At 58.3% G+C, this 20,482-nt stretch carries 19 protein-coding genes; 16 read left to right on the forward strand and 3 right to left on the reverse strand.

Going from position 1 to position 20,482, the window contains the following annotated elements; genetic code table 11:
* Nucleotides 1-236: 236 nt before the first annotated feature.
* Nucleotides 237-1,142 (reverse strand): LysR family transcriptional regulator, encoded by a 906-nt coding sequence (locus ACR0C5_RS00315; RefSeq protein ID WP_170786651.1) that lies wholly within the window; start codon nt 1,140-1,142, stop codon nt 237-239.
* A 170-nt stretch (nt 1,143-1,312) separates the two neighbouring features.
* Here ACR0C5_RS00315 and ACR0C5_RS00320 point away from each other — a divergent pair, with 170 nt between their 5' ends.
* The 10 genes from ACR0C5_RS00320 (at nt 1,313) to ACR0C5_RS00365 (ending at nt 12,725) form a co-directional block, all read left to right on the forward strand.
* Complete coding sequence (locus tag ACR0C5_RS00320) at nt 1,313-4,732, forward strand: indolepyruvate ferredoxin oxidoreductase family protein (protein ID WP_170769660.1); 3,420 nt, start codon at nt 1,313-1,315, stop codon at nt 4,730-4,732.
* Nucleotides 4,733-4,813: 81 nt separating this feature from the next.
* The gene (locus tag ACR0C5_RS00325; protein WP_170769661.1) at nt 4,814-5,692 is read left to right on the forward strand and encodes a lysophospholipid acyltransferase family protein; all 879 of its coding nucleotides are present in this window, start codon (nt 4,814-4,816) and stop codon (nt 5,690-5,692) included.
* A gap of 8 nt (nt 5,693-5,700) precedes the next feature.
* The gene (gene murI, locus ACR0C5_RS00330) at nt 5,701-6,510 is read left to right on the forward strand and encodes a glutamate racemase (protein WP_170769662.1); all 810 of its coding nucleotides are present in this window, start codon (nt 5,701-5,703) and stop codon (nt 6,508-6,510) included.
* Nucleotides 6,511-6,603: 93 nt separating this feature from the next.
* Nucleotides 6,604-7,632 (forward strand): N-acetyl-gamma-glutamyl-phosphate reductase, encoded by a 1,029-nt coding sequence (gene argC, locus ACR0C5_RS00335; RefSeq protein WP_170769663.1) that lies wholly within the window; start codon nt 6,604-6,606, stop codon nt 7,630-7,632.
* 7 nt (nt 7,633-7,639) lie between these two features.
* A complete protein-coding gene (gene ccmE / locus ACR0C5_RS00340) occupies nt 7,640-8,086 on the forward strand; it encodes a cytochrome c maturation protein CcmE (protein WP_170769664.1) in 447 nt (148 codons plus the stop codon).
* Between the two features lie 119 nt (nt 8,087-8,205).
* A complete protein-coding gene (locus tag ACR0C5_RS00345; RefSeq protein ID WP_480873709.1) occupies nt 8,206-8,817 on the forward strand; it encodes a holin-associated N-acetylmuramidase in 612 nt (203 codons plus the stop codon).
* Nucleotides 8,808-9,386: a holin family protein gene (locus ACR0C5_RS00350; protein WP_480860296.1), complete on the forward strand. Its 579-nt coding sequence runs from the start codon at nt 8,808-8,810 to the stop codon at nt 9,384-9,386. Before ACR0C5_RS00345 ends, ACR0C5_RS00350 begins: the two co-directional genes overlap by 10 nt.
* A 75-nt stretch (nt 9,387-9,461) precedes the next feature.
* Nucleotides 9,462-11,426 (forward strand): heme lyase CcmF/NrfE family subunit, encoded by a 1,965-nt coding sequence (locus ACR0C5_RS00355; protein WP_480873712.1) that lies wholly within the window; start codon nt 9,462-9,464, stop codon nt 11,424-11,426.
* Nucleotides 11,423-11,875: a cytochrome c-type biogenesis protein gene (locus tag ACR0C5_RS00360; RefSeq protein ID WP_170769668.1), complete on the forward strand. Its 453-nt coding sequence runs from the start codon at nt 11,423-11,425 to the stop codon at nt 11,873-11,875. The genes ACR0C5_RS00355 and ACR0C5_RS00360 overlap by 4 nt, the downstream gene beginning before the upstream one ends.
* A gap of 73 nt (nt 11,876-11,948) precedes the next feature.
* The gene (locus tag ACR0C5_RS00365; RefSeq protein WP_480873715.1) at nt 11,949-12,725 is read left to right on the forward strand and encodes an enoyl-CoA hydratase-related protein; all 777 of its coding nucleotides are present in this window, start codon (nt 11,949-11,951) and stop codon (nt 12,723-12,725) included.
* Nucleotides 12,726-12,728: 3 nt separating this feature from the next.
* Here the strand turns inward: ACR0C5_RS00365 and bmt are convergent, their stop codons facing one another.
* Together bmt and ACR0C5_RS00375 are read right to left on the reverse strand one after the other, a co-directional pair.
* Nucleotides 12,729-13,742, reverse strand: coding sequence for a betaine--homocysteine S-methyltransferase (gene bmt, locus ACR0C5_RS00370; RefSeq protein ID WP_480873718.1), 1,014 nt, complete (start codon nt 13,740-13,742; stop codon nt 12,729-12,731).
* A gap of 117 nt (nt 13,743-13,859) precedes the next feature.
* Nucleotides 13,860-14,177 (reverse strand): DUF1476 domain-containing protein, encoded by a 318-nt coding sequence (locus tag ACR0C5_RS00375; RefSeq protein WP_170769671.1) that lies wholly within the window; start codon nt 14,175-14,177, stop codon nt 13,860-13,862.
* 185 nt (nt 14,178-14,362) lie between these two features.
* Here ACR0C5_RS00375 and purC point away from each other — a divergent pair, with 185 nt between their 5' ends.
* The 6 genes from purC (at nt 14,363) to ACR0C5_RS00405 (ending at nt 20,418) form a co-directional block, all read left to right on the forward strand.
* A complete protein-coding gene (purC, locus tag ACR0C5_RS00380; protein ID WP_170769672.1) occupies nt 14,363-15,118 on the forward strand; it encodes a phosphoribosylaminoimidazolesuccinocarboxamide synthase in 756 nt (251 codons plus the stop codon).
* A gap of 178 nt (nt 15,119-15,296) precedes the next feature.
* Complete coding sequence (gene purS / locus ACR0C5_RS00385; protein ID WP_170769673.1) at nt 15,297-15,527, forward strand: phosphoribosylformylglycinamidine synthase subunit PurS; 231 nt, start codon at nt 15,297-15,299, stop codon at nt 15,525-15,527.
* A 4-nt stretch (nt 15,528-15,531) separates the two neighbouring features.
* Nucleotides 15,532-16,575 carry a zinc-dependent alcohol dehydrogenase family protein gene (locus ACR0C5_RS00390; RefSeq protein ID WP_480873721.1) on the forward strand — a complete coding sequence of 348 codons (1,044 nt, stop codon included), beginning with the start codon at nt 15,532-15,534 and terminating at the stop codon, nt 16,573-16,575.
* Between the two features lie 11 nt (nt 16,576-16,586).
* Nucleotides 16,587-17,255 carry a phosphoribosylformylglycinamidine synthase subunit PurQ gene (purQ, locus tag ACR0C5_RS00395; RefSeq protein ID WP_170791025.1) on the forward strand — a complete coding sequence of 223 codons (669 nt, stop codon included), beginning with the start codon at nt 16,587-16,589 and terminating at the stop codon, nt 17,253-17,255.
* 37 nt (nt 17,256-17,292) lie between these two features.
* A complete protein-coding gene (locus tag ACR0C5_RS00400; protein WP_170791023.1) occupies nt 17,293-19,071 on the forward strand; it encodes a sensor histidine kinase in 1,779 nt (592 codons plus the stop codon).
* A gap of 12 nt (nt 19,072-19,083) precedes the next feature.
* The gene (locus tag ACR0C5_RS00405) at nt 19,084-20,418 is read left to right on the forward strand and encodes a sigma-54-dependent transcriptional regulator (RefSeq protein WP_170769677.1); all 1,335 of its coding nucleotides are present in this window, start codon (nt 19,084-19,086) and stop codon (nt 20,416-20,418) included.
* Nucleotides 20,419-20,482: the final 64 nt, after the last annotated feature.

Consider the following 20,482-nt stretch of genomic DNA (forward strand, 5'->3'; position numbering starts at 1 on the left):
TTTCGGGATCATATGCGGTTGGAGGAATTTTTCCCAGTAGTTTTGCGGGGGCGACAAGGGTGGAAGCCAAAAAAAAGGCCGAGCACTAAGCTCGGCCATAGTCCAACAGGGAGGTATGAAGATGATGAGCGTTGCAGCATCATCGCCTTCATGTGCTCATTTAGGGATCACTTTATGAACGATCAAGATGTTTCAGACTGATCAAAGGTCATGTCCGCTATGACCTTGGTGCATAGCTAGAGTTTTCCCATCTGCTTCAACTGTTTGCGCTGCGCGATGATTTCGTCCTGCACGAAGTCGCGGAAAGCGGCGACACGCTTGGAATGGCGCAGTTCTTCGGGGTAGGCCAGATAAACGGGGACATCTGCAGTTTCGATATCGGTGAGCAGGGGTACCAGATGCGGAAAATCCTGGGTTACGTAGTCCGGCAAGACGCCGATGCCAAGGTTGTGAAGCACGCCTTGCAGCACGCCGAAATAGTTGTTCACTGACAACAGGGACCTGGGGTTATAGGTCATCAGGTGCCGTACCATGGCAGCACTTGCCCCAACTTGTGGCGCAGATGGCGTCTGGCTGATCAGCCGGTGGTTCGCGATTTCCTCCAACTCCTCAGGGGCGCCGTTTTCCTCTAGATATTCTTGCGTGGCGTAAAGTTGCATCTGAACGGTCATCAGGCGTTTGCGTACTAGATCAGCCTGGCTGGGCTCTTTCATGCGGATGGCGACGTCTGCTTCACGCATGGGCAAGTCCAGAACCCGCTCCTCTAGCATCAAGTCAATGTTAAGGTCCGGGTATTGTTCGTAAAGCTTCGGTAGGCGCGGTGCGAGCCAGAGCGTGCCAAAGCCGAACGTTGTGGTGACGCGCAGAACGCCGAACACTTCTTCTTCACTGTCACGGATACGCGCGGCGGCGGCATCCAGACGTTTAGACATGGCCGAGGTGGCGTCGAACAGCAACTCGCCCTGTTCGGTCAGGATCAGTCCGCGTGCGTGGCGGTGGAAAAGAGTCGAATCAAGCGATTCCTCCAGCGCCCGAATTTGGCGGCTGACGGCGGATTGCGACAAATTCAGCTTGTCGCCCGCATGAGTCAGGCTGCCTGCATCGGCCACCGCGTGAAATATCCTAAGCTTGTCCCAATCCATCGCCGCAACTTTCGTTATCTTTTGGAAGCCCTATATGAAATAGGTAACAAGTTCTACATTCAAACTGTGATTTTGGCAGGATTACAGAGGGTAAACCCTATACAGGTCAGAAATTGTGACCTAAAATGCGAGGGAAATACGCACACTGATCTGACGAGGGGAGACGTCTGATGAGCCAGCCACAGATATCGCTGAACGACCGGTTTGATATTGAGAAGAACCCCGTCCTTTTGAACGGCACACAGGCGCTTGTGCGGTTGATGCTGTTGCAGAAGGAACGTGACCGCCAGGCAGGTTTGAATACTGCAGGTCTGGTCACAGGGTATCGGGGCTCTCCGTTGGGTGCGGTCGATCAGCAGATGATGCGGGCGCAAAAGCATCTGGCTGAAAGCGATGTCACCTTCCAATTCGGCCTGAACGAAGATCTTGCTGCCACCGCGCTCTGGGGCAGTCAGCAGGCAGGTCTGCGGGGTGATGGCAAGTTCGATGGCGTGTTCGGCCTGTGGTACGGCAAAGGCCCCGGCGTTGATCGTTCGGGCGACGTGATGCGCCATGCCAACATGGCGGGAACGGCGGAACATGGCGGTGTCCTTGTTGCGATGGGCGACGATCACACCGGCGAAAGCTCGACCGTGCTGCACCAGTCCGAGTGGGCGTTGGTGGATATGTATATGCCTATTGTCAGCCCGGCGGGTGTTCAGGAAATCCTCGATTACGGCATCTACGGATATGCGCTCAGCCGGTTTGCGGGCGTGTGGGTCGGGTTGAAGACGATGAAGGACACGATCGAAGTGACCTCGGTCGTCGATGGCAGCCCGGATCGGATCAAAGTGGTCACGCCGCAATTCGACATGCCCCAAGGCGGCTTGAACATCCGTCTTGGCGACACGCCGCACCTGCAAGAGGCGCGGATCATCGACGCCAAAAGGTTCGCGGCTGAGACGTTCTCGCACGCCAACAAGATGGACAAGCGCGTCTGGGGCAAACCCGGTGCCAAGATCGGTTTCGTCGCGGCGGGCAAGAACTGGCTGGATCTGGTCCATGCTCTGTCGCTGCTCAATATCGACGAGGCTGAGGCCGAACGGCTGGGGATCACAACCTACAAAGTGGGCCAGACCTTCCCGCTGGATATGGCGGGTTTTCATGACTGGGCCGAAGGGCTGGACCTGATCGTCATCGTCGAAGAAAAACGCAAGCTGATAGAGGTTCAGGTCAAGGAAGCCATCTTCGACGACCGTCGCGGGCGGCGCGTGTATGGGTGGTACAAAGGTGGTGCAGGGACCCTACACCGGGAAGAGCTGTTCCCGACCCGCGGTGCCCTTGATCCGATTATGATCGCGGAAAAGCTGGGCGATATCCTGATCGAAGAGGGGCGCGAAACCGACGGTGTGCGTGCAGGGCTTGCCAAACTGGCCGAGTCGCGCCGGGCCGACAATGCCGAAGAGATCGCGACGCGTTTGCCCTATTTCTGCTCGGGATGTCCGCATAACAGCTCGACCAAGGTGCCCGACGGCAGCCGTGCTTATGCAGGCATAGGGTGTCACTACATGGTTCAATGGATGGACCGAAATACCTCGGGCTTTACCCAGATGGGGGGTGAAGGCGCGAACTGGATTGGCGAGGCTCCATTCTCGACCACACCGCACGTCTTTCAGAACCTCGGCGACGGGACCTATAACCACTCAGGCGTGCAGGCAATCCGGGCGGCGCTGTCGGCAGGGACGAACATTACCTTCAAGATCCTGTTCAATGATGCCGTTGCCATGACAGGTGGACAGGGCAACGAGGGCGATTTGACCGCAGAACGCATCGTGGCCGAGGTCAAGGCGATGGGCGTGCAGCATGTGGCGCTGGTCTATGACGAAAAGGAAGATGTGAACTTCAAGGCGCTGCCATCAGGGGTAGATACGTTCGAACGCGCCGAACTGATGCAAGTTCAGGAAAAATTCCGCGAGATCGAAGGGGTTTCGGTCATTGTTTACGTGCAGACCTGCGCTGCGGAAAAACGCCGCCGTCGCAAGCGCGGCACGTTCCCGGACCCGGATAAACGTGTCTTCATCAACACTGACATCTGTGAAGGCTGCGGCGATTGTGGGGTTCAATCCAACTGCGTCTCGATCGTTCCGAAAGAGACCGAGCTGGGTCGGAAGCGCGCGATTGATCAGTCCAGTTGCAACAAGGATTTTTCCTGTGTGAACGGGTTCTGCCCGTCTTTCATCACGTTGGAAGGTGCGAAGATCCGTAAGGAGGCCACCACCGAAATCGACTTGCCGGATTTGCCAATGCCCGATCTGCCAGAGATCAATGGCACGCACAACGTGGTGATTACCGGAATTGGCGGGACCGGCGTGGTGACGCTGGGCGCGGTATTGGCGCAGGCGGCGCAGATCGACGGCAAAGGTGCGGGCATGATGGAAATGGCTGGCCTGGCGCAAAAAGGCGGCGCGGTGCATATCCACTGTCGTCTGGCCAATCGCCCCGAAGATATCAGCGCCATCCGCGTGGCCACCGGCGAGGCACATGCGCTGATTGGTGGCGATCTTGTCGTGTCCGCAGGGGCAAAGACCCTGGGCCTGACCCGTGCAGGCCAGACCGGTGCCGTGGTCAACAACCATGAAACGGTGACAGGTGATTTTACGCGTGACACCGCCTTCCGTATCCCTGGCGAACGTTTGGAACTGGCACTGGAAGCGCGGCTGAAAGAGGATGTCTCCCTGTTCGACGCGACCGCATTGGCGCGCGCCGTGATGGGGGATTCGATCTATTCCAACATGATGGTCTTTGGGGCCGCGTGGCAGCGTGGATTACTCCCGGTCAGCCATTCGGCCATAGAACAGGCTATCGAATTGAATGGCACTGCAGTGGAACGCAATAAGCGCGCCTTTGATATCGGCCGCTGGGCGGTTCTGCACCCGCAGCAGGTCGCCGATATCCTGAAACCGAACGTCGCTGAACTGCCCAAAACGCTGGATCAGATCATTGATTTCCGTGCTAACCACCTGACCGATTACCAAAGCGCGCGTCTGGCCAAAAAGTATCGCAAAATGGTCGATGCCTTCGAGGATACCGATATCCGCGAGGCCGTGGCGCGGGGCTATCACAAACTTATGTCCTACAAGGATGAATACGAGGTCGCGCGTCTGCTGCTGACCAGTCGCGAAAAAGCCACAGCCGAGTTTGATGGCGATTTTCAAATGACCCTGCATCTGGCCCCGCCCATTCTTGGCAGCAAGGGGCCGAATGGTCGCCCGAAAAAACGAACCTATGGCGAATGGATGCTGGGTCCGCTCAAGCTCTTGTCCAAGTTGAAAGTCTTGCGAGCGACGCCTCTGGACATTTTTAGCTACAGCTCCGAACGTCGGATGGAGCGCGCCCTGATCAAACAATATGAGCGTGATCTCAAAGAGATCACTCCGCTGATCAACGCTCAGACACGGGACGCGGTGATCGCACTGGCGCGTCTGCCGCTGGACATTCGTGGCTTTGGTCCGGTCTTGAAGGAAAGCGAAGCCAAGGCCGCCAAGCGGCGCGAAGAACTGTTGTCTGTCATTCGCAGCGGTGGGCCCGATTTGCGCGCGGCGGCGGAATAGATCGTCACATCCCTGTCACGATCTCTAGGCAAACCTGTGGGCTGCACCTAAGTTGCAGGCCACAGAACCTCGGAGACCGCAATGCCTTCGCCCCGCCATGTCGCTCGTGACATTTCCTATGCTTATTCCGCCGAAACCAAAGGCGGTCGCATGGTCATCAAGTTGATGGAAAACACGACGGGTCGGATGCGCCTGATCAAACGCGCGGACGGCTATGAACAAGAGGTCGCGCAGGGCCGCGATTTTTGGACGGTCATGGTGGACCGTTATGGCCTTTCTCTGGATGTGGTGGGCGGATCGCTCGCGAATATCCCCAATACCGGCCCACTGATCCTGATTGCCAACCACCCCTATGGCATACTTGATGGGATGATGATGGGACATATTCTGTCGCAAACGCGCGGCGATTTTCGCATTCTGGCCAACAGCGTGTTCCGCAAGGCCGAAGACTTGAACCGGGTCGTGTTGCCTGTGTCATTTGACGAGACCAAAGAAGCGATGAAGCTGAACTTGCAAACTCGCAAAACGGCCCTGAACTATCTGGGTGACGGTGGCGCGATTGGGATTTTCCCCGGCGGTACGGTCAGCACCGGGGTTAAGCCGTTCTCATACCCGATGGATCCGGGCTGGCGCGGCTTTACTGCACGAATGGTCGCTAAATCGAACGCAACAGTGGTGCCGGTCTTCTTTGACGGTCACACCTCGCGTCTGTTTCAGATCGCCAGCCATCTGCACAGCACTTTGCGCATGGGTTTGCTGATCAAAGAGTTCAAAAAACGTGTCGACACTCCGGTCAAAGTGGCGATCGGGGAGCCGATCAGCCGCGACGTTCTGGACCCTCTGGCCGGGGACACACGCAAGATGATGGATTTCCTGCGCAAAGCCACGTATGAGCTGTCCCCGAAGCCGTTGAAGTCTTATGACTACGGCTATGAGTTTGAGGAACGGCATCGCGCCTGAAGGGGCAAATGGCAGTAGGTATTTTTGATTCTGGTTTGGGCGGGTTGACCGTTCTGGACGCCGCGCAGAAACGTCTGCCGGAAGTGGATTTCCTGTATTACGCAGACAGTGCGCACGCGCCTTATGGCGTGCGAGATGCGGAAAACATTTATGACCTGACCCGCGGGGCGGTGAACGCGTTGTGGGACCGCGGCTGTGATCTGGTGATCCTGGCCTGCAACACCGCCAGCGCCGCTGCGCTGCGCCGAATGCAAGAAGAAGGCGTGCCCGAGGGCAAGCGCGTGCTGGGTGTCTTTGTACCGCTGATCGAGGCTTTGACCGAGCGGCAATGGGGCGACAACAGCCCTCCGCGTGAGGTTGCCGTAAAACATGTGGCGCTGTTTGCGACGCCCGCGACTGTCTCTAGCCGTGCATTTCAGCGCGAACTGGCCTTTCGCGCCATTGGCGTGGATGTTGAGGCCCAGGCCTGTGGCGGCGTGGTCGATGCCATCGAGGACGGCGACATGATTCTGGCCGAAGCCCTGGTACGCAGCCATGTCGATGCTCTCAAACGCAAGATGCCTGATCCGCAGGCCGCGATTTTGGGCTGCACCCACTACCCGCTTATGGCCGAGACCTTCCAGGCGGCTCTTGGTCCGAATGTGCAGGTGTTTAGCCAAGGTGATCTGGTGGCCGAAAGCCTAGCGGATTACCTAGCCCGGCATCCAAACATGCTGGGCAAGGGCGAGGCTGGGTTTCTGACCACCGGCAAGCCCGCCTTCGTCAGTGACCGGGCAACGCAGTTCCTGCGACGACAAATCTCCTTCGAGGCTGTCTGACTTAGGTCAAGGACGCCAAGCGGACGAATCCGTAAACCAAGGCCGGCGCATCGGCGGTCGTGATATGTGACATATGAATAGAAGAGGTCTGACATGACCCATAAAATCGCAATTCTGGGCGCTTCCGGCTACACCGGTGCCGAACTCGTGCGCCTGATCGCCGAGCATCCGAATATGGAGATCACTGCGCTGGCCGCCGAGCGTAAGGCGGGCCAGTCCATGGCGCAGGTCTTTCCGCATCTGCGCCATATGGATCTGCCGGACCTGTGCAAGATAGCCGAGATTGACTTTTCGCAGATCGACCTGTGTTTCTGCGCCTTGCCGCACAAAACCAGCCAAGAGGTCATCCGCGATCTGCCCAAAGATCTCAAAATCATTGACCTTTCCGCCGATTTCCGCCTGCGCGACCCGGAAGAGTATGAGAAATGGTACGGCAACCCGCATGCCGCTTTGGCGCAGCAGGACGAAGCCGTCTATGGCCTGACCGAGTTTTATCGCGATGATATCCGCGATGCGCGTCTGGTGGCGGGTACCGGCTGCAACGCGGCTACAGGGCAATATGTGCTGCGCCCGCTGATCTCGGCCGGGGTGATTGATCTGGATGACATCATTCTGGACCTCAAATGCGCGGTGTCCGGCGCGGGGCGGTCGCTCAAGGAAAATCTGCTGCATGCCGAACTCAGCGAAGGGTACAACGCCTATGCCGTGGGTGGCACGCACCGGCATCTGGGTGAGTTCGATCAGGAATTCTCGGCCCTGGCAGGACGTCTGGTCCATGTGCAGTTCACACCGCATCTGGTCCCGGCCAACCGGGGCATTCTGGCGACCACTTACGTGAAAGGTGATCCGGCCAGCGTGTATGAAACGCTGGCCAAAACCTACGAACAGGAACCTTTCATCCAGATGCTGCCCTTTGGCGAGACCCCGTCGACCCATCATGTGCGGGGCTCGAACTTTTGCCATATCGGCGTGGTGGGCGACCGGATCGAACGTCGCGCCATTGTGATCGGCGCGCTGGATAACCTGACAAAAGGTAGCAGTGGCCAAGCCTTGCAGAATGCGAACCTGATGTTAGGTGAAACTGAAACCCTTGGCCTGATGATGGCCCCTCTATTCCCGTGAGGATATCATGAAGTCTCTCAAGAAACGTCGTCGCGTACAAATCATTCTGCTGGCTGTGGTGGCCTTGGTGTCATCGACGGCGTTGATTGGGTGGGCTTTGCAGGATGGAATCAACTTTTTCCGGTCCCCCAGCGAAGTAATCGCCGAGCCACCCAAACCGACGGAGGTTTTTCGCATCGGCGGGTTGGTCGAAGAAGGCTCAATCGTGCGGGGGCAGGGTGAGACTGTGACCTTTGTCGTCACAGATGGCGGTGAAAGTGTACCGGTGGCCTTTACCGGTGTCCTGCCTGATTTGTTTACCGAAAATCAGGGTATGGTTGGCACAGGCAGCTACGTGAATGGCGTGTTTGAAGCCACTGAAATCCTTGCGAAACACGATGAGACATACATGCCAAAAGAGGTGGTGGATGCGCTCAAGGAACAAGGCGTCTACAAAGAAGGCAGCGATAGCTGAACTCCGCTCAGATTTGAGTAAACGGGCGTTGCGAGGATGAACCTTGCAGCGCCCTTTGTCATTGTTCTGAATTAACCGTTCTCTGCCAGCGTCCTCGGCAATCAGATGCGGAGGATGCCATGCAAACGGTTCGGGATATCGCAAAGCAGATCGTGGCGCGCGAAGGTGGGTTCGTGGACGACCCGGACGACCCCGGCGGCGCGACCAAATACGGCGTCACAATCCATACGATGCGGCGTTTGGGGCTGGATTTGAACGCGGACGGTCAGATGACGACAGAGGATGTCAGGCTGCTCAGCCTATCGCGAGCCGTCGAGATTTTCGTCACGCATTATTTCGACCGTCCCCGTCTGGCCTTGCTGCCCGAGGGTCTTCAGGCGTCAGTTTTCGACATGTATGTGAATACCGGCGCGCAGGCCGTGAAACTCCTGCAACACTTGCTGCGCGATATGGGGTTTGCGGTGACGGTTGATGGGGTCATCGGGCCGCAAACCGCGCGGGCCAGCCTCAAGGCGGCCGAAAGGAGCCCAACGGCCTTGGCCGATGCATACGGGATTGCGCGCCGGAACTATTACTTTCGACTGGCCGACCGTCGCCCTGCGTCCCGAAAATATGCGCGAACGCGGGCCGGGGGGAAGGGCGGGTGGATACGCCGGGCGGAAGAGTTCATTTCGGCCCGCTATCACCTGAACGAACGCGAATTTCAGCAAAGGGTTGCGCAATGGGATTGATCTCGGATGTCTTGACGTTTCTGTTCGGAGGAGGGCGCAACGTGGTGCGTGAAACCGCTGAGGTATTCCGCGAGAATGCCGAAAACCGCGCTGTCCGGGATGCGACGGTTCAAAGCCAAACGCTTGCGCAGTTTGGGGCCGAGTTTCAGATGCCGCAGAAAGGTGCCTATGACCGGTTCATCGACGGGTTAAACCGCCTGCCGCGCCCCGCGCTGGCGCTGGGAACGATGGGGTTGTTTGTGGCTGCCATGATCGACCCGCTGTGGTTTGCCGCCCGAATGCAGGGAATCGCCTTGGTGCCCGAGCCGCTTTGGTGGCTTTTGGGGGTCATCGTGTCGTTTTATTTCGGTGCGCGACATCAGGCCAAGGCACAGGATTTGCAGCGGGAAATCTCAGCCACAGTCCTGCGCGCACCCCAGGTTGCCGGAAACATCGAGACCCTGAATGCGCTACGTCACACCAGCGTGGGTCGGTCGGATCCTGGCCCTGACGCAGAACTGTCCGAGATGATCTTGACCCCGGACCAGAACCCGGCACTTGAAGAGTGGCGTCGCGCGAAAACAGCCTGACCCGCGACACTATGTGCGTGCTGTTTAAGCGAAAGTTATTGGTGCTTGCGACGCAACAGGACTATATCCGGGGCCATGATTACAGAACTCGGTCACTACGCGCTCATCCTCGCCTTCCTCGTTGCGATTGTGCAAACAGTCGTTCCCTTGATCGGCGCGGCCAAAAGGTGGACCGGGTGGATGACATTCGGCGAGACGGCGGCCATCGCTCAGTTCGTTTTGGTCGGGTTCTCTTTCTGTGCATTAGTCTGGGCCTTCACGACTTCGGACTTCTCGCTGCGCATCGTGGTTGAGAACAGCCATTCCGCAAAGCCGATGCTTTATAAGATCAGCGGCACATGGGGAAATCACGAAGGGTCTATGTTGCTGTGGGTCTTCATCGTGGCGATTTTCGGCGGTATGGCAGCGATATTCGGCGCGGGGTTGCCGCCAACGCTGAAAGCACGCGTCTTGGCGGTGCAGGCGGCAATTGGTGTCGCGTTCTATGCCTTTATCCTGTTTACATCGAACCCGTTTGATCGCCTGATCGTCGCTCCGTTTGATGGGCGGGACTTGAATCCTCTGCTGCAAGACCCCGGATTGGCCTTCCATCCGCCCTTCCTGTATCTGGGCTATGTGGGTCTGAGCATGGCCTTCAGCTTTGCCGTCGCCGCCCTGATCGAGGGCCGCGTAGACGCGGCCTGGGGACGGTGGGTACGCCCCTGGACATTGGCCGCATGGGTGTTTCTGACCATCGGTATCGCGCTGGGATCGTGGTGGGCTTACTACGAGCTCGGCTGGGGTGGATTCTGGTTCTGGGATCCGGTTGAGAATGCCTCGTTCATGCCATGGCTTTTGGCGGCGGCGCTGCTGCACTCGGCCATTGTGGTCGAGAAACGCGAGGCGCTGAAAAGCTGGACCATCCTGCTAGCGATCATCGCATTTGGGTTCTCGCTGATCGGCACGTTCATCGTGCGCTCGGGGTTGCTGACCTCGGTCCATGCCTTCGCAAACGACCCGGAACGCGGCGTGTTCATCCTGTTCATTCTTGTGATCTTCATTGGCGGCGCGCTGACGTTGTTTGCCGCACGCGCGCAGGCGATGGAGGCCAAGGGTGTCTTTGGAATGGTCAGCCGAGAAAGCGCGCTGGTGCTAAACAATATCTTGCTGGCCGTTAGCTGTTTCGTGGTCTTTTTCGGAACCATGTGGCCCATGGTGGCCGAGATGGCGTTTGATCGGAAACTGTCCGTTGGGCCTCCGTTCTTCAATGCCGCCTTCACACCCTTCATGATTGCTTTAGGCCTTGTGCTGCCCATTGGGGCGATCCTGCCGTGGAAGCGGGGTAAGATCGGCAAAGCGGCATATTCGCTACGCTATGCGTTTGTGCTGGCTGTTGCATTGGCCATTCTGGTTTGGGCGATGCAGACCGGCCGCAGCGCCATGGGCCCGGTTGGGTTGTTTCTTGGCGCATGGATCACCTTCGGGGCCGCGGTGGACCTGTGGAGTCGCACGGGCCGTAAAGGCAGTATCCAACGTCTGTTCCGACTGCCTGGTGCGGATTGGGGCAAAGCAGTCGCTCATACTGGGCTTGGCGTCACTATCTTTGCCATTGCGGGTTTGACCGCTTGGGAAGTCGAGGATATCCGCGTCGCACAACCTGGCCAACCTTTCGAGGTTGGGCAATTTACGCTTACACTGGAAGAGGTCAGACGGGTTGAAGGGCCCAACTATTTCTCGACAACTGCTGATGTTCGGGTCGAAAAGAATGGTCGTCCGATGGGCAGCCTGCATCCCGAAAAGCGCGACTATCCAGTTGCGCGCATGCCCACAACAGAGGCCGCGATCGACTATCGCTTTTTAGGCGATCTTTATGTTGTGATCGGCGATCAGCAGGCCGATGGCGGCTGGGTCATGCGGACCTATATCAAACCGCTGGCCAACTGGATTTGGGGCGGGTGTATCCTGATGGCGCTGGGTGGTTTCCTCAGCCTGTCGGACCGGCGGTTCCGGGTCGCAGCGGGCGCGCGCAAGGCCCCAAGTGGCGGAGTACCTGCGGAATGAAGCGCCTTTTCCTGATCTTCGCCCTAATCGCCTCACCCCTGTTTGCGGTGCAGCCTGATGAAGTGTTGGACGATCCGGTTCTTGAACAACGCGCCCGCGATCTGAGCACCGGGCTGCGGTGCCTTGTTTGCCGCAACGAAAGTATCGACGAAAGCAACGCTGATCTGGCCCGTGACCTGCGCCTATTGTTGCGCGAGCGTCTGGTTGCCGGGGACACGGATGACGAGGCGATCCGGTTCATTGTAGATCGTTACGGCGAGTATGTCTTGCTGAAGCCAACAGTTACGGGGTCGAACCTGATGTTGTGGCTGGCCGGTCCGATCATGCTATTGATCGCCGCTGCGATGGGGTGGAATTTCCTGAGAAAACGTTCGGACGTTCAGGCCGCGGGCTCGGATACGCTCAGCGAGGCGGAAAAGAAGCGATTGGAACAAATTCTCAAGGACTAACCCTTGGTCGGTCTTTCCCTTGTGATGTAATTGCGTCAGGGTTTGCCCAAGACTGTTGTTTGGGGGGATCCTGATGAATTACGAAACCGTGTTGCTCGACATCTCGGACAATCTGGCGGTGCTGACATTGAACCGGCCCGACAAGATGAACGCGATGACAGCGCAGATGCGGGCCGAGGTCGCCTATGCGATGAAACAGGCGGCCGCGAATGCGCGTGCGGTGGTTCTGACCGGCGCTGGTGCAGCGTTTTGTTCCGGGCAGGATCTGGGGGATGCGTCCAGCACCGGCAAGATCGACCTTGAGCGGACCTTGCGCGATGAATACGAACCGATGCTGGAAACGATTTACAACTGCCCCGTGCCGACCATCGCCGCGGTGAACGGTCCAGCGGCGGGGGCAGGGTGCAATATGGCGCTATGTGCCGATGTAGTGATTGCCACGGAAAGCGCCTATTTCCTGCAAGCCTTCGCGCGGATTGGGCTGTTGCCGGATGCGGGCGGCACTTGGTTCACGCCGCGCCAGATGGGGTTTGCCAAGGCGATGGGCGCCGCACTTTTCGCTGACAAGATCAGCGCCCGGCAAGCAGATGAGTGGGGCATGATTTGGGAGGCCGTCCCAGACGCGGAATTCGACGCACATTGGCGCAAACGGGCGACTTATCTGGCAAATGGTCCGACCGCAGGGTTCAGCGCGATCAAGAAAGCGATCCGGGGTACTTACGAAAAAACGCTGGACGAACAACTGACAATCGAGGCCCATTTGCAGGGCGAATGCGGACGTTCGCGCGATTTTGCCGAAGGTGTCGTGGCCTTCATGGAAAAACGCCCCCCGAAATTCGAGGGGCGCTGATCGTCAGGCGCGGCGGCGGCGGCGTGTCCGTCGCTCGGGCACGGCGTCCTCACCCGTGCCGTCCGAGGCCGATGAGAACGGCCCCAGCGCATCCGTGATCTGATCCAGAGTAGGGCGCACACCACGCGGCGCACTGTCCAGCGCTTCACGCATCTTGCGCAGGTGATCGGGCATCGTGCCGCAGCAGCCACCGATGATTGTTGCGCCTGCATCGCGGGCCATGGCGGCATACTGGCCCATCAACTCGGGCGTGCCGTCATAGTGGATATGGCCGTTCACATATTTGGGGATACCCGCATTGCCTTTCGAGATCACAGGACGTTCAGTGCCCTGTGCCGCAAAGCCCAGAACTGTACGCAAAATGTCCGATGCTCCGGTGCCGCAATTAGCGCCAAAGGCCACGGGCGGGTTCGGTAGCGTTTCAACCAGTTGCGCCAGGTCGGCCGAAGTCACACCCATCATGGTGCGCCCTGCGGTGTCGAAGCTCATAGTCCCGCACCAGGGCATGTCGGCCAGCGCAAAGGCTTCGGCGGCAGCGCGGAATTCCTCAGGTGCGCTGATGGTTTCAAGCCACAGCACATCGGCACCGCCTGCTTTCAACGCTTCGGCCTGCTCGTGGAACATCTCGACGGCACCTTCATGAGAAAGGCTGCCCACGGGCTCCATAATCTCTCCGGTCGGCCCGACCGAGCCCGCGACGATCACGGTGCGGCCGGCCTTGTCGGCCACCTCACGGCCCAGCTCGGCCCCGATGCGGTTCAACTCAGCCACGCGGTTCTGCGCGTCGTGGAGTTTCAAACGGGCGGATGTACCGCCAAAGGTGTTGGTCAGGAACAGATCGCTGCCCGCATCGACCGAGCCTTGATACAAAGCCTTGATCTTGTCAGGCGCGTCTACATTCCACAGCTCAGGCGCGTCACCGGATTGCAAGCCCATGTTGAACAGGTTTGTTCCGGTGGCCCCATCGGCCAGAATCGCATCTTTGGTTTCCAGAAGTTTCGTCAGTGCGTTTGTCATTGGGCTTTCCCAAAAAGTCGGCGAAGCCGATAAAACTAAGAAGTCCCGTGTCTCATGACCGGGACTTCAAAGCAAATTCATAAATCTCATGAAGATCATGAGGCGGGGCGAATTCCCTCAGTCGGTTTCGCTGAGAACCTGCGCCTTGGCTTGGGGCAGCAGCTCGGCCATCTTGGCACGAATTTCGTCATCCGACGACAGCGAGCCCAGATCGCCAGAGACCTTGCGCACGACATCTTCGTGTCCGGCCTCCTCGAAATCGGCGATCACAACAGTTTTGGCGTATTCCTCAGCGTCGGCACCGGACTTGCCCAGCTTTTCCGCGGCCCACAGGCCCAGCAGCTTGTTGCAACGCGCCTGCGCCTTGAACTGCATTTCCTCATCATGGGCGAATTTGGCTTCAAATGCGTTTTCGCGTTCGTCAAACGTGGTCATGGGTTGGGGACCTCTTCGGTTATATCTTCTTGATTGATGATATGACGATAGCCGCGCCCGGACGCAAGGGATTTGCGCTGCGTCAAAGCCTCTCGGTTTACTGCGCTTGCGGGAAAAGGGGGGTTCGACTATGAGAGCGCCAAGAAGCGGGAATATTCCCGCTCGTCAGTCTGGAAGGGTCGCTTATGGCGCGTCGCAAGAAAATCTACGAAGGCAAGGCAAAAATTCTGTATGAAGGCCCCGAGCCGGGTACGATCGTTCAGTACTTCAAGGATGATGCCACTGCCTTCAACGCGGAAAAAAAAGACGTGATCGACGGCAAGGGCGTTCTGAACAACCGCCTGAGCGAGTTTTTCATGACCGGTCTGAATCAGATTGGCGTTCCGACGCACTTCATCCGCCGCCTGAACATGCGTGAACAACTGGTGCGTAGCTGCGAGATTGTGCCGTTGGAAGTGATCGTGCGCAACTATGCTGCCGGGTCGATGTCCAAACGTCTGGGCATTGCCGAAGGCACGCAATTGCCGCGTCCGATCGTCGAGTATTGCTACAAGGATGATGCTCTGGGTGATCCGCTGGTGACCGAGGAACATATCGCCGCCTTTGGCTGGGCCAGCCAGCAGGACATGGATGATATTCTCAGCCTTGCGCTGCGGGTGAATGATTTCCTCAGCGGCATGATGCTGGCGGTGGGCATTCGTCTGGTCGATTTCAAGATCGAGATCGGGCGCGTGTACGAAGGCGATTTCCAGCGCTTGATTATCGCCGATGAGATCAGCCCCGACAGTTGCCGTCTGTGGGACATCGAAAGCGGCCAGAAGCTGGACAAGGACGTGTTCCGTCGCGATCTGGGCAGTTTGACGGATGCCTATTCCGAGGTCGCAAGACGTCTGGGCGTTCTTCCCAAAAGCAATGTGACCAAGCCTACGCTGATCAACTAATCTGCCTCGCTTGCGTGGAATACCGGAAACGCCGTGCCCTTGCGCGGCGTTTTTGCATTTGCGCCTGTTGCCTGCGGCAAACTGCGTGCGGACAAGGGTTGTCGAATGACAAAAGGCGCGCTATCCCCCGCGCAACGGAACGGGCCGCGACTTTTGGCCCTTAGCTGGAGTTGCAGGAATGAAAGCACGTGTGCATGTGATGCTCAAGAATGGGGTTCTCGACCCGCAGGGCGAGGCCGTGCGCCACGCATTGGGTGCCATGGGCTTTGATCAGGTCGAAGGCGTGCGTCAGGGCAAGGTGATCGACCTTGAGCTGGCCGACGGCGCGACCGAAGCCGACGTGACCCAGATGTGCGAAAAACTGTTGGCAAACACGGTCATCGAACGCTACGAGATCGAACTGGTCTGAGCGGATGCGGGCGGCGCGTCTAATCACCTACCGCCAGCCGCTCGAGCTGGCCTCGGTTTCCGATCCGGAACCGGGAGAGGACGGTGTGGTTCTACGCGTGCTGGCCTGCGGCGTGTGCCGTTCCGACTGGCATGCATGGTCCGGTGCGGACCCCGATGTTGTCCTTCCCATGATTCCCGGACACGAATTCTGTGGCGAGGTGGTTGCGGTTGGCGCGCGTGTCAGCCGTTGGAAGGCAGGGGATCGGGTGATCGCGCCCTTCATTCTGGCTTGCGGCCATTGTCCGGATTGCGCGCAAGGCCATCAGACAATCTGCGCCGATCAGGTGGTGCCTGGCTTTACCTGCGATGGCGCATTTGCTGAATATGTCTCGGTGGCGCATGCAGATGCCAATCTTTCGGTGTTGCCTGACACAATGGCTCCTGAAATTGCTGCTGCCTTGGGCTGTCGTGTCACGACGGCCTGGCAGGCCCTGGTGGGGCGTGCGCAGTTGCAAGGCGGTGAGTGGCTAGCGGTTTTCGGCGGCGGTGGAGTAGGGATATCGACCCTGTTGCTGGGCAAGGCGCTGGGTGCGCGCGTGATCGTTGTGGATATCGCCGACGACAAGTTGAACTACGCCAAAACTCTGGGTGCAGATGCGGTGGTCAACGCGGCGACCAGCAATGCGCCAGAGGCTATTAAGGATATCACCTGCGGTGGTGCCCATGTCGCGATCGAGGCTCTTGGGATCGAAACTACTACAATCGCCGCCATGAAATCCCTGCGTAAGCTGGGTCGCATGGTGCAAATAGGAATGCCCGCCGGACCGCATAGCAACATGACCTTGCCGATGGATGCGCTTTATTCCGGTCAGCTTGCCGTATTCGGAACCCGCGGTATGCCCAGCTGGCGCTACCCCTCGCTTTTGTCGTTGATCGCAGGGGGCAGTGTTGACCTGAGCCCACTGGTGACGCGGCATATTTCTTTGTCCCAGGTAAGTGAAGAACTTGCCGCCTTTGACCACCCGACGCCGCCCGGCGTTGCCGTTGTCACCGATTTCACGCATTAGGAGGCCCCGCCATGCGCGCAGCAGTCATCGTATTTCCCGGCTCCAACTGTGACCGGGACCTGGCCGTGGCCTTTGAACAGGCCGGTTTTCAGGTCGACATGGTCTGGCACAAGGATGCCGCTCTGCCCGAGGGCGTGGATATCGTGGGCGTGCCCGGCGGGTTCTCGTACGGTGACTACCTGCGATGCGGTGCGATTGCCGCGCAGTCTCCTATCTGCAAAGCGGTTGTCGACCATACCGACCGTGGTGGCTATGCCGTAGGGATTTGCAACGGTTTTCAGATATTGACCGAGACCGGGATCTTGCCGGGGGCGCTGCTGCGCAATGCGGGCTTGAAGTACATCTGCAAGACCGTCGGCCTGAAAGTTCAAACCAGCGACAGCGCCTTTACGCAGGGCTACAACGCGGGTGACGAGATCGGCGTGCCGATTGCCCATCATGATGGAAACTATTTTGCTGACGACGCAACATTGTCCACGCTTCGTGATCAAGATCGCATCGCATTCACCTATACCGAGAATCCGAATGGCTCGGTCGGGGACATCGCAGGCATCCTCTCGGAAAACCGCAGGGTTCTCGGGATGATGCCGCACCCTGAACGGGCGGCGGATCAGGGCCATGGCGGCACGGACGGAACGGCATTGTTCCGCGCATTATCAGGCGTTCTTGCTCCGGCGTGACTTGAGGAACCGATTCAGCCCGCGTAGTTTCCGGGGCATGAGTTCCGACAATCGTTCAGGCTGGTCTTCTTTCAAGACCCCGTTTCAAGGCGCCCCTTTGGGGTGGCGATTGCGCGTTGCGGTCACGGTTCTTCTTCTGGCAACCGTGGCGACGATTTGGGTCACGAACCGGTTGCTGATCGACCGCTTTACCGAATCCACGCGCAACCGCGCTGAACTGCGGCTGGCTTTGTACTCCGGAAATTTGCTGAGCGAACTACGCCGCAATGCTATTGTTCCGCAGCTTTTGGCGCGCGATCCCAGCCTGATCTCGGCCTTGCAGTCCAGTGACTATACGCTTTCCAGCCAACGCTTGATTTCATTTGTCGAGGAAATAGGCGCGGCCTCTCTGATGCTGTTGGACGGCGATGGTCTGACACGGGCGGCGACGGACAGGAACCGTCTTGGCGAAGGGCACAGAAACTCGCCTTATTTCATTGATGCGGTTCGCTCCAACGCGACGATCTTTACCGTGATCCAGACGGAGTCTGGTGGATACAGCTTTGTTTATTCGCGTCGGATTGAGGCAAATGCCGAAGTCCTCGGTGTCATCGTGGTCGAGGTCGATCTGCAAAAGTTCGAACGCGCTTGGGCCGGAATCTCGGATGCCGTTATGGTGGCGGACAGCACCGGGACCGTGATCCTTTCCACAGAACCCAAATGGCGAGGGCTGGACGAAAACACTGCCATTCAACGCCAATCGCCGGATTCTGCCATCGAACGCGCCATACGCGCGACGGCCGATTGGACAGCCCTGCCTGCCGACGCCTATGTGCAGGGCGAGGCCGTGATGCGCATGGAAACCCGCATTCCGTTTCGTGGATGGAAGATGACATCATTCACGACCTATTCCTCTATCCGCGAAAAAGTGAACAGCGTCATCGCGTTGGAGATCATGGGCTTTGCGATTCTTCTGGCGCTGGCCTTCTATGCGCTCAGCCGCCGAGCCACGTTCCGCATGACGCTGTTTCAGCGCGAGTCGGCAGAGCTTCGCGCATTGAACGCCCGCTTGCAGCGGGAAATTGCTGAACGTGAACGGGTGGAAAAGACGCTGGAAGTGGCTGAGCAGACGCTGGCTCAAAGCTCGAAACTTGCGGCGTTAGGTGAGATGTCGGCAGCCGTCAGTCATGAGCTTAATCAACCTCTGGCTGCAATGAAAACCTATCTGGCCGGGGCACGCCTTTTGCTGCGCCGCAACCGTCCCGAAGAGGCATTGGCCAGCTTTGGTCGCATAGACGGGCTGATTGAGCGGATGGGGGCGATCACCCGCCAGCTCAAGTCTTACGCAAGAAAGGGGGCGGACGCGTTTTCCCCTGTAAATCTTGGCGAAGCGCTGGCCTCGGCCTTGTCAATGATGGAACCGCAGTTGCGGCAACGCCATGTTAAGATCACTCAGATTCTGCCCGAAGAACCGGTATTGGCCATGGGCGACCGGATGCGGATCGAGCAGGTTATGGTAAACCTCTTGCGCAACGCGCTGGACGCCACCAAGTCAGTATCTGAGCCCGACGTTGAAATCATTTTGGCAGCAGGCGATATGGCGGTGTTGACGGTGCGCGACAATGGGCATGGTATCGAAGATATCGAGAACCTGTTCGAGCCGTTCTATACCACCAAGCAGCCGGGCGACGGGGTTGGGCTGGGGCTTGCCATCTCCTCTGGGATCGTGAACGACCATGGGGGACGGCTGACCGCCCGCAACAGTCCCAACGGGGGCGCGGTGTTCGAGATGCAGTTGCCAATACTTGGAAGCGATGGCCTAGAGGCCGCGGAATAACGGGGTAAGAAAATGGCACAAGCCATGAAGATCGCCATTGTGGACGACGAACAGGATATGCGCCAGTCGATCAGTCAATGGCTGGCACTGTCGGGATATGACACCGAAACCTTTGCCAGCGCCGAGGATGCGCTCAAGGTATTAGGACCGGACTACCCCGGCATCGTGATCTCGGACATCAAGATGCCCGGTATGGACGGCATTCAGTTGCTGAAGAAACTCATGGGCGCGGACAGTACACTGCCGGTCATCATGATCACCGGGCATGGGGACGTGCCTATGGCGGTTGAGGCGATGCGCGTGGGCGCGTTCGACTTTCTGGAAAAGCCCTTCAACCCCGACCGGATGTCCGAACTGGCCAAACGCGCCAGCAACGCCCGTCGTCTGACGCTCGACAACCGGGCTTTGCGGCGTGAGTTGTCCGATGGCACCCAGATCATGAGCAAACTGATCGGGGCCAGTCCGGTCATGGAGCGCCTGCGTGAAGATATTCTGGATCTGGGACAGGCCGATGGGCATGTTCTGATCGACGGTGAAACCGGAACTGGCAAGACATTGGTGGCGCACGCTCTGCACGCCGTAGGCAGTCGGGCAGGTAAGAAATTCGTCCTGATCTCATGCGCAGCCTTGGAGGAAGAGGCGCTGTCCAAACGGTTGTTCGGGCCTATGATGCCCGAGGATGCGCAATTGCCTGCCATTGAAGAGGCGCGTGGCGGCACGCTGGTGCTGGAAGATGTCGAAGCGTTGAGCGACACGTTGCAGGCGCGATTGCTGAGCGTGATGAATGATCAGGGCACACCTGCCGAGACCCGCATTATCGCAATTTCGAATTTGCAGGAAGCGGGAAAGACCTCGGAAGATGTTCTGCGACCGGACTTGTTCTATCGGTTGGCTGCGCTGCGCATCACCATGCCGCCGCTGCGCCAGCGCGGCGAAGATATCCTGACGCTATTCACGCGCCTTAGCGAGCAATTTGCCGAGGAATATGGCTGTGATGCACCGCAGGTCAGTGCGCAGGAGGCCGCGCAGCTGTTGCAGGCACCGTGGCCGGGTAATGTGCGGCAGCTTATTAACATTGCGGAACGTGCGGTTCTGCAATCACGGCGCGGGTCAGGAACGATCGCATCGTTGTTGATGTCGGATCATGAAGAGATGCAACCGGTTATGACCACAGAGGGCAAGCCCCTGAAAGAATATGTTGAGGCGTTCGAGCGGATGCTAATCGACAATACCATGCGCCGGCACAAAGGCTCGATCGCTTCGGTGATGGATGAGCTGTGTCTGCCGCGTCGGACGTTGAACGAAAAGATGGCGAAATACGGGTTGCAACGCTCGGACTATTTGTGACGGTTGGGAGGGGGCCAGCCCCCTCTTGAGCCTGTGGCTCAATTCACCCCCGAGGTATTTTTTA

Source organism: Ruegeria sp. N8 (genome assembly GCF_056531325.1).

What these genes read in the sequence shown, in the direction of transcription:
- purS (WP_170769673.1), top strand. Translation starts at nt 15,297, where the DNA reads ATGAAAGCACGTGTGCATGTGATGCTCAAGAATGGGGTTCTCGACCCG.
- ACR0C5_RS00400 (WP_170791023.1), top strand. Translation starts at nt 17,293, where the DNA reads ATGAGTTCCGACAATCGTTCAGGCTGGTCTTCTTTCAAGACCCCGTTT.
- ACR0C5_RS00355 (WP_480873712.1), top strand. Translation starts at nt 9,462, where the DNA reads ATGATTACAGAACTCGGTCACTACGCGCTCATCCTCGCCTTCCTCGTT.
- ACR0C5_RS00390 (WP_480873721.1), top strand. Translation starts at nt 15,532, where the DNA reads ATGCGGGCGGCGCGTCTAATCACCTACCGCCAGCCGCTCGAGCTGGCC.
- ACR0C5_RS00360 (WP_170769668.1), top strand. Translation starts at nt 11,423, where the DNA reads ATGAAGCGCCTTTTCCTGATCTTCGCCCTAATCGCCTCACCCCTGTTT.
- ACR0C5_RS00315 (WP_170786651.1), bottom strand. Translation starts at nt 1,142, where the DNA reads ATGGATTGGGACAAGCTTAGGATATTTCACGCGGTGGCCGATGCAGGC.
- ACR0C5_RS00350 (WP_480860296.1), top strand. Translation starts at nt 8,808, where the DNA reads ATGGGATTGATCTCGGATGTCTTGACGTTTCTGTTCGGAGGAGGGCGC.
- purQ (WP_170791025.1), top strand. Translation starts at nt 16,587, where the DNA reads ATGCGCGCAGCAGTCATCGTATTTCCCGGCTCCAACTGTGACCGGGAC.
- ACR0C5_RS00365 (WP_480873715.1), top strand. Translation starts at nt 11,949, where the DNA reads ATGAATTACGAAACCGTGTTGCTCGACATCTCGGACAATCTGGCGGTG.
- bmt (WP_480873718.1), bottom strand. Translation starts at nt 13,742, where the DNA reads ATGACAAACGCACTGACGAAACTTCTGGAAACCAAAGATGCGATTCTG.
- ccmE (WP_170769664.1), top strand. Translation starts at nt 7,640, where the DNA reads ATGAAGTCTCTCAAGAAACGTCGTCGCGTACAAATCATTCTGCTGGCT.
- ACR0C5_RS00345 (WP_480873709.1), top strand. Translation starts at nt 8,206, where the DNA reads ATGCAAACGGTTCGGGATATCGCAAAGCAGATCGTGGCGCGCGAAGGT.
- purC (WP_170769672.1), top strand. Translation starts at nt 14,363, where the DNA reads ATGGCGCGTCGCAAGAAAATCTACGAAGGCAAGGCAAAAATTCTGTAT.
- ACR0C5_RS00320 (WP_170769660.1), top strand. Translation starts at nt 1,313, where the DNA reads ATGAGCCAGCCACAGATATCGCTGAACGACCGGTTTGATATTGAGAAG.
- murI (WP_170769662.1), top strand. Translation starts at nt 5,701, where the DNA reads ATGGCAGTAGGTATTTTTGATTCTGGTTTGGGCGGGTTGACCGTTCTG.
- ACR0C5_RS00325 (WP_170769661.1), top strand. Translation starts at nt 4,814, where the DNA reads ATGCCTTCGCCCCGCCATGTCGCTCGTGACATTTCCTATGCTTATTCC.
- ACR0C5_RS00375 (WP_170769671.1), bottom strand. Translation starts at nt 14,177, where the DNA reads ATGACCACGTTTGACGAACGCGAAAACGCATTTGAAGCCAAATTCGCC.
- argC (WP_170769663.1), top strand. Translation starts at nt 6,604, where the DNA reads ATGACCCATAAAATCGCAATTCTGGGCGCTTCCGGCTACACCGGTGCC.
- ACR0C5_RS00405 (WP_170769677.1), top strand. Translation starts at nt 19,084, where the DNA reads ATGGCACAAGCCATGAAGATCGCCATTGTGGACGACGAACAGGATATG.